At 68.1% G+C, this 13,373-nt stretch carries 7 protein-coding genes and 1 pseudogene; all 8 read right to left on the bottom strand.

Annotated elements, in window-relative coordinates:
* Positions 1-148: 148 nt before the first annotated feature.
* Positions 149-697 (bottom strand): DUF1707 and DUF4190 domain-containing protein, encoded by a 549-nt coding sequence (locus ACIQNG_RS01260; protein ID WP_401482110.1) that lies wholly within the window; start codon positions 695-697, stop codon positions 149-151.
* A gap of 204 nt (positions 698-901) precedes the next feature.
* Complete coding sequence (locus ACIQNG_RS01255; RefSeq protein WP_401436673.1) at positions 902-4,801, bottom strand: DNA-directed RNA polymerase subunit beta'; 3,900 nt, start codon at positions 4,799-4,801, stop codon at positions 902-904.
* Positions 4,802-4,902: 101 nt separating this feature from the next.
* Complete coding sequence (gene rpoB, locus ACIQNG_RS01250) at positions 4,903-8,391, bottom strand: DNA-directed RNA polymerase subunit beta (protein WP_401436670.1); 3,489 nt, start codon at positions 8,389-8,391, stop codon at positions 4,903-4,905.
* A 612-nt stretch (positions 8,392-9,003) separates the two neighbouring features.
* A complete protein-coding gene (gene rplL, locus ACIQNG_RS01245) occupies positions 9,004-9,384 on the bottom strand; it encodes a 50S ribosomal protein L7/L12 (protein ID WP_401482500.1) in 381 nt (126 codons plus the stop codon).
* A 121-nt stretch (positions 9,385-9,505) separates the two neighbouring features.
* Positions 9,506-10,036, bottom strand: a complete 531-nt coding sequence (gene rplJ / locus ACIQNG_RS01240) for a 50S ribosomal protein L10 (RefSeq protein ID WP_401436668.1) — start codon at positions 10,034-10,036, stop codon at positions 9,506-9,508.
* Positions 10,037-10,426: 390 nt separating this feature from the next.
* Positions 10,427-11,272: pseudogene (locus ACIQNG_RS01235) on the bottom strand (DUF1396 domain-containing protein); the annotation flags it as partial.
* Positions 11,273-11,618: 346 nt separating this feature from the next.
* Complete coding sequence (locus ACIQNG_RS01230; protein WP_401482107.1) at positions 11,619-12,464, bottom strand: hypothetical protein; 846 nt, start codon at positions 12,462-12,464, stop codon at positions 11,619-11,621.
* A 155-nt stretch (positions 12,465-12,619) separates the two neighbouring features.
* Positions 12,620-13,345 carry a 50S ribosomal protein L1 gene (gene rplA / locus ACIQNG_RS01225; RefSeq protein WP_401436663.1) on the bottom strand — a complete coding sequence of 242 codons (726 nt, stop codon included), beginning with the start codon at positions 13,343-13,345 and terminating at the stop codon, positions 12,620-12,622.
* Between the last annotated feature and the right edge of the window lie 28 nt (positions 13,346-13,373).

Genomic DNA, 13,373 nt, shown 5'->3' with positions numbered 1-13,373 from the left:
GAAGGCACGCACAAGAGCCAGGGCACACCCCAGGCACAAGGTCTGAGCGTACCTATCTCATTCGCTGCGGTCAAAACAAGCTGGGTTCGCCCGCATGACCGTACGGTGGGTGTCAAGCCCATGCATCGTGAGTGATCTTCGTATCACCTCAGCCCGAGGCGATCGCCGCCACGAGGAGCACGGTCAGGAACACCGCCCAGCCCGCCACCGAGAGCCACCCCAGCACCAGCCCGGTGACGGCGAAGCCCTCCCCGCTCTCGCCCGTGCGCCGCATCTCGGCACGGGCCGAGTGCCCCAGCACCACCGCGGGGATGCCGGTGACCCCGAACGTCATGGTGGTCAGCACCCCGAGCACCATGGAGCCCACGGCCTTGCCGTTGGTCGGCGGCACCGGAGCGGGCAGGAACGTCCGCGGCACCTGCTGCATCATCATCGGCTGCATGACGGGCATCGGCATCGGCTGCATCGGCATGGGCCCCTGCGGCAGATCGGCGACCAGCAGACCCAGCTCGCCCACCGTACGCGCCGCGTACGCCCGCGCGACCCGCTTCTCCAGCTCCTCCTGCTGGAGCCGCCCCTCGCTGAAACCGGCTCTGAGCACATCCACGGCCCGCTCGCGGTCCGCGTGCGACGCCAGCATCGACGGCACACCCTGCCCCTGCCATGGCTGTCCCTGCCACGGTGTCGGAGACGACACGGAACACCTCCCCCGGCCGGAGACGGACGCCCCCGACGCCATCCGGAGACGAATGCCTCCATCATCCTTCAACGCGTCCCGTACGGCAGCGGTTCCCGCACCGCGACACAAAACGGACGTACGGAGGAGAAGGGCCCGACCGCCCCGGGACACGCCGAAGGGCGGCCACCCGAAGGTGACCGCCCCTCAACTCAAGCGACCCGCTTACTGGTTGTACGGACCGTAGTCGTAGTCCTCCAGCGGAACGGCCTGGCCGGAGCCCGTGCCGAACGGCGAGTAGTCGATGTCGTCGTAGCCGACGGCCGAGTACATCGCGGCCTTGGCCTCCTCGGTCGGCTCGACCCGGATGTTGCGGTAGCGGGACAGACCCGTACCGGCCGGGATGAGCTTACCGATGATGACGTTCTCCTTGAGGCCGATCAGGGAGTCGGACTTGGCGTTGATCGCCGCGTCCGTCAGAACCCTGGTCGTCTCCTGGAAGGACGCCGCCGACAGCCACGACTCGGTCGCCAGCGACGCCTTGGTGATACCCATCAGCTGCGGACGGCCGGAGGCCGGGTGGCCGCCTTCCTGGACCACACGACGGTTCTCGGTCTCGAACTTCGAGCGCTCGACCAGCTCACCGGGCAGCAGCTCGGCGTCGCCGGACTCGATGATCGTCACCCGGCGCAGCATCTGCCGGATGATGATCTCGATGTGCTTGTCGTGGATCGACACACCCTGCGAGTTGTAGACCTTCTGGACCTCGCCGACCAGGTGGACCTGGACGGCCCGCTGACCCAGGATGCGCAGCACGTCGTGCGGGTTGGTGGCACCCGCGGTGAGCTTCTGGCCCACCTCGACGTGCTCGCCCTCGGAGACCTCGACGCGCGCGCGCTTCGAGATCGGGAAGGCGGTTTCGTCCGAGCCGTCGTCCGGGGTGATGACCAGCTTCTTGGTCTTCTCGGTCTCCTCGATCCGCACGCGGCCGGCGGCCTCGGAGATCGGGGCGACACCCTTCGGCGTACGGGCCTCGAACAGCTCGACGACACGCGGCAGACCCTGGGTGATGTCGTCACCGGCCACACCACCGGTGTGGAAGGTACGCATCGTCAGCTGGGTGCCGGGCTCACCGATGGACTGGGCGGCGATGATGCCGACCGCCTCACCGATGTCGACCAGCTTGCCGGTGGCCAGCGAGCGGCCGTAGCACATGGCGCAGGTGCCGACGGCGGACTCGCAGGTCAGGACCGAGCGGGTCTTGACCTCGCCCACGCCGTGCAGGATCAGCTCGTCGATCAGCACATCGCCCAGGTCGGTACCGGCCGGGGCCAGCACCTTGCCGTCCACGACGATGTCCTCGGCGAGGCAGCGCGCGTACACGGACGTCTCGACGTTGCCCGCCTTGAGCAGCGAACCGTCGGCCTGGCGGTCGGCGATCTCCAGCCGCAGACCGCGGTCGGTGCCGCAGTCCTCCTCACGGATGATCACGTCCTGCGAGACGTCCACGAGACGACGGGTCAGGTAACCCGAGTCGGCGGTACGCAGCGCGGTGTCGGCCAGACCCTTACGGGCACCGTGGGTGGAGATGAAGTACTCCAGCACGGACAGGCCCTCACGGAAGGACGCCTTGATCGGACGCGGGATCGTCTCGTTCTTGGCGTTCGACACCAGGCCACGCATACCCGCGATCTGACGCATCTGCATCATGTTTCCGCGGGCACCCGAGTGGACCATCATGAAGATCGGGTTGGTCCTCGGGAAGTTGGCGTTCATCGCCTCGGCGACCTCGTTGGTCGCCTTGTTCCAGATGGTGATGAGCTCCTGCGTGCGCTCGTCCTTGGTGATCAGACCGCGCTCGTACTGCTTCTGGACCTTCTCGTCCTGGAGCTCGTACCCGGCGACGATGTCCTTCTTCGCCTCGGGGACGACGACGTCCGAGATGGCGACGGTGACACCGGAGCGGGTGGCCCAGTAGAAGCCGGCCGCCTTCAGGTTGTCGAGCGTCGCCGCCACGATGACCTTCGGGTAGCGCTCGGCCAGGTCGTTGACGATCTGGGAGAGCTGCTTCTTGCCGACCTCGTAGTCGACGAACGGGTAGTCCTCGGGCAGCAGCTCGTTGAAGAGCGCGCGGCCCAGCGTGGTCTTCAGGGTGAAGCTGTCACCCTGCTGCCACTCGGGCTCGCCCTCCTCGCGCACCGGCGGCTCCCAGCCCCGCGGCGGGATGGTGCCCACCGGGAACCGGATGTCGACCGGCGCCTGCAGCGACAGCGAGCCGGAGTCGAACGCCATGATCGCCTCGGCGCTCGACGAGAACGGGCGGTCGGTGCCCTTGACGTCCCGGCCCTCGCCGTCGGTGGTGAGGAAGTACAGACCGAGGACCATGTCCTGGGTCGGCATCGTCACCGGACGGCCGTCGGCGGGCTTGAGGATGTTGTTCGAGGACAGCATCAGGATGCGGGCCTCGGCCTGCGCCTCCGCGGAGAGCGGCAGGTGGACGGCCATCTGGTCACCGTCGAAGTCCGCGTTGAACGCGGTGCAGACGAGCGGGTGGATCTGGATGGCCTTGCCCTCGACCAGCTGGGGCTCGAACGCCTGGATGCCGAGGCGGTGCAGGGTGGGCGCGCGGTTCAGCAGCACCGGGTGCTCAGCGATGACCTCTTCCAGGACGTCGTACACGACCGTGCGACCGCGCTCGACCATGCGCTTGGCGCTCTTGATGTTCTGCGCGTGGTTCAGGTCGACCAGGCGCTTCATCACGAACGGCTTGAACAGCTCCAGCGCCATCGCCTTCGGCAGACCGCATTGGTGCAGCTTGAGCTGCGGACCGACGACGATCACGGAACGCGCGGAGTAGTCCACCCGCTTGCCGAGCAGGTTCTGGCGGAAGCGGCCCTGCTTGCCCTTGAGCATGTCGGACAGCGACTTCAGCGGACGGTTGCCGGGGCCCGTCACCGGGCGGCCACGACGGCCGTTGTCGAAGAGCGCGTCGACGGCCTCCTGGAGCATGCGCTTCTCGTTGTTGACGATGATCTCGGGGGCACCGAGGTCGAGAAGCCGCTTCAGGCGGTTGTTGCGGTTGATGACCCGGCGGTACAGGTCGTTCAGGTCGGAGGTCGCGAAGCGGCCACCGTCCAGCTGCACCATCGGACGCAGGTCCGGCGGGATGACCGGGACGCAGTCCAGGACCATGCCCTTGGGGCTGTTGGAGGTCTGCAGGAACGCGGAGACGACCTTGAGCCGCTTCAGGGCGCGGGTCTTCTTCTGGCCCTTGCCGGTCCGGATGATCTCCCGGAGGCGCTCGGCCTCCTCGTCCAGGTCGAAGGACTCCAGACGCTTCTGCAGCGCCGCGGCACCCATCGAACCGTCGAAGTACGTGCCGAAGCGGTCACGCAGCTCGCGGTAGAGCAGCTCGTCGCCCTCCAGGTCCTGGACCTTGAGGTTCTTGAAGCGGGACCAGACCTCGTCCAGACGGTCGATCTCACGCTGCGCGCGGTCGCGCAGCTGCTTCATCTCCCGCTCGGCACCCTCGCGCACCTTACGGCGTACGTCGGCCTTGGCGCCCTCGGCCTCCAGCTCGGCCAGGTCGGTCTCAAGCTTCTTGGCGCGGGTCTCCAGGTCGGCGTCCCGGCGCTGCTCGATCTGCTGGCGCTCGACGGAGACGTGGGCCTCCAGCGAGGGCAGATCGCGCGTCCGGCGCTCCTCGTCGACGTACGTGATCATGTACGCGGCGAAGTAGATGACCTTCTCCAGGTCCTTCGGGGCGAGGTCGAGCAGGTAGCCCAGCCGCGACGGAACGCCCTTGAAGTACCAGATGTGGGTGACGGGAGCGGCCAGCTCGATGTGGCCCATCCGCTCACGGCGCACCTTGGCGCGGGTGACCTCGACACCGCAGCGCTCACAGATGATGCCCTTGAAGCGGACGCGCTTGTACTTGCCGCAGTAGCACTCCCAGTCCCGGGTCGGACCGAAGATCTTCTCGCAGAAGAGTCCGTCCTTCTCGGGCTTGAGCGTGCGGTAGTTGATGGTCTCCGGCTTCTTGACCTCGCCGTGGCTCCACTGGCGGATGTCGTCAGCGGTGGCCAGACCGATCCGGAGCTCGTCGAAGAAGTTGACGTCGAGCACTATGCGTCAATCCCTCTCAGGGTTGTAAGTCTTGGGGTCTGAAACGGGGGTCCTGGGGCCGGCCGGGGGCTCATCGCTGAGCCCTCGGGCCGGAACTCCCGTCAGACCTCTTCGACGCTGCTCGGCTCGCGCCGGGACAGGTCGATGCCGAGCTCTTCCGCAGCGCGGAAGACGTCCTCGTCGGTGTCGCGCATCTCGATGGACATGCCGTCCGAGGACAGCACCTCCACGTTGAGGCACAGGGACTGCATCTCCTTGATGAGCACCTTGAAGGACTCGGGGATGCCGGGCTCGGGGATGTTCTCGCCCTTGACGATGGCCTCGTAGACCTTCACGCGGCCGGTGACGTCGTCGGACTTGATGGTCAGCAGCTCCTGGAGGGCGTACGCGGCGCCATAAGCCTCCAGCGCCCACACCTCCATCTCGCCGAACCGCTGGCCACCGAACTGGGCCTTACCACCCAGCGGCTGCTGGGTGATCATCGAGTACGGACCGGTCGACCGGGCGTGCAGCTTGTCGTCGACCAGATGGTGGAGCTTCAGGATGTACATGTAGCCGACCGAGATCGGCTCCGGGAACGGCTCACCGCTGCGGCCGTCGTACAGCCGTGCCTTGCCGGACGGGAGCACCATGCGCTCGCCGTCGCGGTTCGGGATGGTGTGCTGGAGCAGACCGGCCAGCTCGTCCTCGCGGGCGCCGTCGAACACCGGGGTGGCGACGTTGGTGCCGGGGACGACCTGGTCGGCGCCGATGGTCTGGAGCCGCTCGGCCCACTCGTCGGCGAGTCCGGAGACGTCCCAGCCGCGGCTGGCGAGCCAGCCGAGGTGGATCTCCAGGACCTGTCCCGGGTTCATCCGGGACGGGACGCCGAGCGGGTTGAGGATGATGTCGACCGGGGTGCCGTCCTCCAGGAACGGCATGTCCTCGATCGGCAGGATCTTGGAGATGACGCCCTTGTTGCCGTGCCGGCCGGCGAGCTTGTCACCGTCGGTGATCTTGCGCTTCTGCGCGACGTAGACGCGGACCAGCTGGTTCACGCCCGGCGGCAGCTCGTCGCCCTCCTCGCGGTCGAAGACGCGTACGCCGATGACCTTGCCGGTCTCGCCGTGCGGCACCTTCAGCGAGGTGTCACGGACCTCACGGGCCTTCTCACCGAAGATCGCGCGCAGCAGGCGCTCCTCGGGGGTCAGCTCGGTCTCGCCCTTCGGGGTCACCTTGCCGACGAGGATGTCGCCGGCGATGACCTCGGCGCCGATCCGGATGATGCCGCGCTCGTCCAGGTCGGCGAGGACCTCCTCGGAGACGTTCGGGATGTCCCGGGTGATCTCCTCGGGGCCGAGCTTGGTGTCACGGGCGTCGACCTCGTGCTCCTCGATGTGGATCGAGGAGAGGACGTCGTCCTGCACGAGGCGCTGCGACAGGATGATCGCGTCCTCGTAGTTGTGGCCCTCCCACGGCATGAAGGCGACCAGCAGGTTCTTGCCGAGCGCCATCTCGCCGTTCTGGGTGGCCGGACCGTCGGCGAGGACCTGGCCCTCGATGATGCGGTCGCCCTCGTTGACGATGACCTTCTGGTTGACCGAGGTGCCCTGGTTGGAGCGGGCGAACTTGGCCAGGCGGTAGGTGATGTACGTGCCGTCGTCGTTGGCGGTGGTGATGTAGTCGGCGGAGACCTCCTGGACCACACCGGCCTTCTCCGCCTTGACCACGTCGCCGGCGTCGACGGCGGAGCGGTACTCCATGCCGGTGCCGACGAGCGGGGACTCGGAGCGGATCAGGGGCACGGCCTGACGCATCATGTTCGCGCCCATGAGGGCACGGTTGGCGTCGTCGTGCTCCAGGAAGGGGATCATGGCGGTCGCGACCGACACCATCTGGCGCGGCGAGACGTCCATGTAGTCGACCTCGCCACCGGGGACGTAGTCGACCTCGCCGCCGCGGCGGCGGACCAGCACCCGGTTCTCGGCGAACAGGAAGTCGTCGGTCAGCGGGGCGTTGGCCTGCGCGATGACGAAGCGGTCCTCTTCGTCGGCGGTCAGGTAGTCGACCTCGTCGGTGACCCGGCCCTCGACGACCTTGCGGTACGGCGTCTCGATGAAGCCGAACGGGTTGATCCGGCCGTAGGAGGCGAGCGAGCCGATCAGGCCGATGTTCGGGCCTTCCGGCGTCTCGATCGGGCACATCCGGCCGTAGTGCGAGGGGTGCACGTCACGGACCTCGAAGCCGGCCCGCTCACGGGAGAGACCACCCGGGCCGAGGGCGTTCAGACGACGCTTGTGCGTCAGCCCCGACAGCGGGTTGTTCTGGTCCATGAACTGGGACAGCTGGCTGGTGCCGAAGAACTCCTTGATGGAGGCGACGACCGGCCGGATGTTGATCAGCGTCTGCGGCGTGATCGCCTCGACGTCCTGGGTCGTCATGCGCTCGCGCACGACGCGCTCCATACGGGCCAGACCCGTGCGGACCTGGTTCTGGATCAGCTCGCCGACGTTACGGATACGGCGGTTGCCGAAGTGGTCGATGTCGTCGGTCTCGATCATGATCGAGCGGCCGGTGTCACCGACGGCCGTCTCGGTCTCGCCCGCGTGCAGCCGCACCAGGTACTTGATCGTCGCGAGGATGTCGTCGACGGTCAGGACGCCCGCGTCCAGCCCGGTCTCCGTGCCCAGCTTCTTGTTGACCTTGTAGCGGCCGACCTTCGCGAGGTCGTAGCGCTTCGGGTTGAAGTAGAGGTTCTCCAGGAGGGTCTGCGCGGCCTCGCGCGTCGGGGGCTCGCCCGGACGCAGCTTGCGGTAGATGTCGAGCAGCGCGTCGTCCTGGCCCTGGGTGTGGTCCTTCTCCAGGGTGGCGCGCATCGACTCGTACTGGCCGAACTCCTCCAGGATCTGCTCGGTCGTCCAGCCGAGCGCCTTGAGCAGCACGGTGACCGACTGCTTGCGCTTGCGGTCGATGCGCACGCCGACCATGTCGCGCTTGTCGATCTCCATCTCCAGCCAGGCACCCCGGGACGGGATGATCTTGGCGGAGAAGATGTCCTTGTCGGAGGTCTTGTCGATGGAGGAGTCGAAGTAGACACCGGGCGAGCGGACCAGCTGCGAGACGACGACACGCTCGGTGCCGTTGATGACGAAGGTGCCCTTGTTCGTCATGAGCGGGAAGTCGCCCATGAAGACGGTCTGGGACTTGATCTCGCCGGTCTCGTTGTTGGTGAACTCGGCGGTGACGAAGAGCGGAGCGGCGTAGGTGAAGTCACGCTCCTTGCACTCGTCGATGGAGTTCTTCGGGGGCTCGAAGCGGTGGTCCCGGAAGGTCAGGGACATCGACCCGGAGAAGTCCTCGATCGGGGAGATCTCCTCGAAGATCTCCTCCAGACCGGACTTGGTGGGGACGTCCTGACCGTTCTCAAGAGCCTCCTCGACCCGACTCTGCCAGGCGGTGTTGCCGAGCAGCCAGTCGAAGCTCTCGGTCTGGAGCGCGAGCAGGTTCGGAACCTCGAGAGGCTCCTTGATCTTTGCAAAGGAGATGCGCAGCGGGGCGGTGCTGGCGCCGTTGTTCGTATTCGCGGTCGAGGCGTTGCGCGAGGCGGCCAAGAGGGGGTCCTTCCGAGGGCTCGGACTCACTACGCGCGTACCGGCCCCTCACCGATACACAGAGACAGGTTCCCCAAGTCGGGCCGAAAGGCCAGGTCGGGGACGGTCCGGTCGTCGGTGCTCAAGCGAGGGCATGCCCCTGGTGACGGGCAGGGGACAGCTAACAGGCAGCGCAAAGGGTCAGTGTAGCCACTTGGCACACTGATGTCCAGTCCGGGTTTCTTGAAACCCTCGTTGCCCTCGTTGTACTCAACCCCTGCGACAAGGTGACGCCCTCAACGCACGTTGATACTGCCCTCTCCGCCGCCGATCCATGCCTCGGATTTCTGGATCCTTGTGACGACGCGTCCTGAGAATTGCGCGCTGCGTGCGGTTCGTCAAGGCCCCCCAGCCCAACCCAGGGCTTCCGGGGACACGACGAAGATCACCTTACCCCTCGTCGCGGCGGGAGCAAGGCAGCCGCGGTCGGACCTCCGGGAAAGCCGAAGAGCGACCACCCGGTTGGATGATCGCTCCTCGGTGCCCCGGCGTTACAGCCCTCTCGGGCCGTGTTCCGCGGGCGTCGGGATCCGGCACGGACCCCGGCGGGGTGCGGTGACCCCGCGAAAGGACTTACTTGACCTCGACAGAGGCGCCGGCGCCCTCAAGGGCCTCCTTGGCCTTCTCCGCGGCGTCCTTGGCAACCTTCTCCAGAACCGGCTTCGGCGCACCGTCGACCAGGTCCTTGGCCTCCTTCAGGCCGAGCGAGGTCAGCTCACGCACGACCTTGATGACCTGGATCTTCTTGTCGCCGGCGCCGGTGAGGACGACGTCGAACTCGTCCTGCTCCTCGGCGACCTCGGCGGCGGCGGCCGGGCCGGTCGGGGCGACGGCGACCGCGGCGGCGGCGGTGACGTCGAACTTCTCCTCGAACGCCTTCACGAAGTCGGCGAGCTGGATCAGGGTCATCGTCTCGAACTCGGCGAGCAGTTCGTCCTGGGTGAGAGCCACGATGGCTTTCCTTCCACTAAATCGGCGGGTGCCGGATGTACATGACTGGCGGGCGTACGGTCGGCCCGCAACGACCGTGACCTGCGACGGAGCGTCTCAGGCAGCGGTCATGACGCGAGCCGAACTACTCGGCACCGCCCTGCTCGGCCTGCTGGGCCCGGAGCGCGTCCACGGTGCGGACGAGCTTCGAGGGGAGCGCCTGGAAGACCTGAGCAGCCTGCGTCTGCTTGCCCTTCAGAGCGCCCGCCAGCTTGGCGAGCAGAACCTCGCGGGACTCAAGGTCCGCAAGCTTCTTGATCTCGTCGGCGCTGAGCACCTTGCCGTCAAGGACTCCGCCCTTGATGACGAGATTCGGGTTGTCCTTGGCGAAGTCGCGCAGACCCTTCGCCGACTCCACCGGGTCACCGGTGATGAAGGCGACCGCCGTCGGACCATTGAACTGGTCGTCCAGCGTCGTGATCCCGGCCTCGTTGGCCGCAATCTTGGTCAGCGTGTTCTTCACCACGGCGTACTGGGCGTTCTCACCGAGCGACCGGCGCAGCGTCTTGAGCTGCGCCACGGTGAGACCGCGGTACTCGGTCAGCACAGCGGCGCTGGAGCTGCGGAACTTGTCCGTCAGCTCGGCAACCGCGGCAGCCTTGTCGGGCCTCGCCATAGAGCCTCGGCCTCCTTCCGGGTGATTCTGACCGCGCGGACCCGAAGGAGGACTGGGGAAAACGAAACGCCCCGGCGCAGGCGCTCGGGGCGGACTCGACCGGCCGTACATACGGCGACGTACGTACTCCGGGAGTTCTTCCACAATCACCTGCGCGGGTCGTCCGCAATTTCAGCGGATCCTTCGGCCACCGCGCCCTCATTCGAGGCACGGCAACGACCAGCGGTCTTTGGCTTCCCCAGGAGGGTACGCGACCGGATCCCCGCCGAGCAAATCCGGTCGTACGGGGATCAGAGCGCGGCTCGGCCGGGTGCTTCAGCCGATCTCCGCCCCGGTCTCCGGCTCCGTGCCCGGCTCGCCCTCCAGCTCGCCACCCATCTCCTCGCCCATCTCTTTCGCCATCTCGGCGAGGTCCATCGTCTCCGCGGCGGGCGGGGCGGTGACCTCGACCGGCTTGTTGAAGTCGAGGAAGGTGATCGTCAGGTCCAGCGGGCCCTGCTCGGCGTCGCCCCGCATCCGGAACTGCTTGGTGCGCTCGTCGCCGTCGATCCACATGTCCATGTTGAGCTTGTCGACGCCCAGGTCCTCGTACTGCTTGATGCTCTTCTCACGGGACTCGCGGGTCTTCTTGTCCTCGCCCTTGAGGGAGTCGCGCAGGGTGTCGAGGGTGACCGTGCCCCGGTAGCGGGTGGTCTCGACGCCGTCGACCGTCTCGGTGCCGACCTCCTCGACGTCCTCGGCGCCGGTGAGGAAGCCGGCCTCGCTCGCCGGATTCTTCTCGGCCTGGTTGGCCGCGCCGAGCTGGCTCAGCTCGTCGTCGGCGCCGAGCGCGGCCAGGTCGAACTTGATCCAGCGCTTGCCGCCCATCTCCTCGGCGGCCTCGGGGGTCCCCCCGATGTACATCGCCTTGTCGACCAGCCGGATCTCCGCCGTGCCGCTCTCCGGGCCGGCCCCGGCGTCGGGGGCCTCGACCTCCATCTTCATGCTCATGGCCGGCGGGTCGACGCTCATCGCGGCCGTGCCCTTGACCTTGCCCTCGCCCGGGGTCTCACCGGCCATCCGGTAGCTGAAGGACTTGATCTCCTCGGTGTTCTTCGCCGCCTTGGCGACCGCGGCGGCCGGGTCCATGTCGACCGTCGCCTTCTCGCTGCCGCAGCCGACCGCACCGCCGGCCAGTATCAGCGCCACGACGCCGGCACCGGCCGCACCACCGCGCGTACGTACGGAAAAAGCCATGGAATCCCCCCAGGGACATCGTTGCCGACACATGGTCGACACACAGTTTCAAGGCCGTGAGCCTATCCGAGGGCACTGACAGCGGCCCCTCAATTCCCGTCGGCCCCGGGAGGCACGCCGCCGGTCCTGGGCGGTATGTCGCCGGTCCCGGGGGGTAGGTCGCCGGTCCCGGGGGCACGCCGCCGGTCCCGGGCGGTATGCCGCCAGCCTCGGGGGGCACGCCTCCGCCCCCCGGGCGGTAGGTCGCCGGCCCCGGGGGCACGCCTCCACCCACGGGAGGTATATCGCCGGCCCCGGGGGCACGCCTCCGCCCCCGGGGAGGTAGGTCGCCGGTCCCTCCCCCGGTTCAGCGGCCGGTCCCCTGGGTGGCCAGCAGTTCCTTGAAGTCCTGGGTGTCGGCGGCGGGCGGCTCGCGCACGGCGACCTCGGTGCCGTAGCCGTCGTAGTACGCGGTCTGGGTCAGCTCGCCGGTCGCCGAGCGGCCCTTCTCGGCCTTCTTGACCACCAGGTCCCGCTCGTCCACCCAGATGTCGACGGTCCGCGTGGTGACACCGGCCCGCTCCAGCTGCTCGCGCAACGCGGGGTCGCCGAGGTCGGAGACCTGGCTGGTCGCCGTGTAGTGCGTGGTGCGGATGCCGCGCACCCGTTCCTCGCCGATCACCCGCGCGGCGGGCGCGGCCAGCAGGAACCTCACCGAGCGGTCCGGGGTGGCCCCGCGGATCTGCTCGCTGAGGTGGGCCGCCCCCGAGCCGCCGAGCCGGTCCAGCTCGGCCCAGGGGTATCTCACCCAGTGTCTGCCGCCGGCCCGCGCGGCGAAGGCGTCGCCCATGCGCGCGTAGTAGGCGTCCGGCAGATAGCGGGCCTCCATCGACTCCGTGCCCAGCTCGCGCATGGTGTCGGCGAGTGTGCCGCCGGTGTAGGTGAGGGTGAGGGTGCCGGTGAGTCCGTCGTCCCAGGCGAGGGCGCCCTCGGAGGTCATGGCGAGGGAGTCGCCGACGCCGGTCGTTGCCTCCACCCGGGCGGACCCGGCCCGCCCGGTGGCCTCGGCGGCGGAGCGCAGCTCGGCGCGGACCGCGGCGCTGGTGGCGGGCGTACGGCTGCCGGTGGGCGCCGGGTCGTCGCCGTCGCCGGACGAGGTGCATCCGGCGAGGCCCAGCAGCGCCGCCGTCACCGCGGCGATCGCCCGCTTCATCCGCGCCCCCCGAGTCGGTCCTGTCCCGCACGTTAGCGCAGGCCACCGACGGCCGGTCCGGACCAGTGACGCGGAACACGCGACGGGCCCCGCGCCGGATGGCTGCGGGGCCCGTCGTGGACTGCTGACGCGCGGACGGCGTCCGATCGCGGGGATCAGACGGCGGCCGGGTCCTCCTCGGTGAGGAGGTTGCGGGTGCGGTTCGGGTCGAGCGGGATGCCGGGGCCCATCGTGGTGGTGATGGCGGCCTTCTTGATGTAGCGACCCTTGGCGGCGGACGGCTTCAGACGGAGGATCTCCTCCAGCGCGGCGCCGTAGTTCTCCACCAGCTTGGTGTCGTCGAAGGACGCCTTGCCGATGATGAAGTGCAGGTTCGAGTGCTTGTCGACGCGGAACTCGATCTTGCCGCCCTTGATCTCGTTGACGGCCTTGACGACGTCCGGGGTGACGGTGCCGGTCTTGGGGTTCGGCATCAGACCACGGGGGCCGAGGACGCGGCCGAGGCGGCCGACCTTGCCCATGAGGTCCGGGGTGGCGACGACGGCGTCAAAGTCCAGACGGCCCTTCGACACCTCGTCGATCAGCTCGTCGGCGCCGACGATGTCGGCGCCCGCGGCACGAGCGGCCTCGGCACGGTCACCGGTCGCGAAGACCAGGACCCGGGCGGTCTTACCGGTGCCGTGCGGGAGGTTCACGGTGCCACGGACCATCTGGTCGGCCTTGCGCGGGTCGACACCCAGACGGAAGGCGACCTCGACGGTGCCGTCGAACTTGGTCGTGGAGGTCTCCTTGGCGAGACGGACGGCCTCAAGCGGGGCGTAGAGCTTGTCCCGGTCGATCTTGGCGTCCGCAGCGCGGAGAGACTTGCTGCGCTTGCTCACTACTGCTCCTGGGTTTGCTGAGGAGTCG

Origin of the sequence: Streptomyces sp. NPDC091377 (genome assembly GCF_044757045.1) — a bacterium.
In the GTDB taxonomy this organism is placed as follows: domain Bacteria; phylum Actinomycetota; class Actinomycetes; order Streptomycetales; family Streptomycetaceae; genus Streptomyces.
Note: the sequence above shows the minus strand (reverse complement) of the source record. Positions and strands in the feature narration are given on the sequence as shown.

Excerpts from the sequence above, each read along its gene's own strand:
- rplJ (WP_401436668.1), bottom strand. The coding sequence starts at position 10,036 with ATGGCGAGGCCCGACAAGGCTGCCGCGGTTGCCGAGCTGACGGACAAG.
- ACIQNG_RS01230 (WP_401482107.1), bottom strand. The coding sequence starts at position 12,464 with ATGAAGCGGGCGATCGCCGCGGTGACGGCGGCGCTGCTGGGCCTCGCC.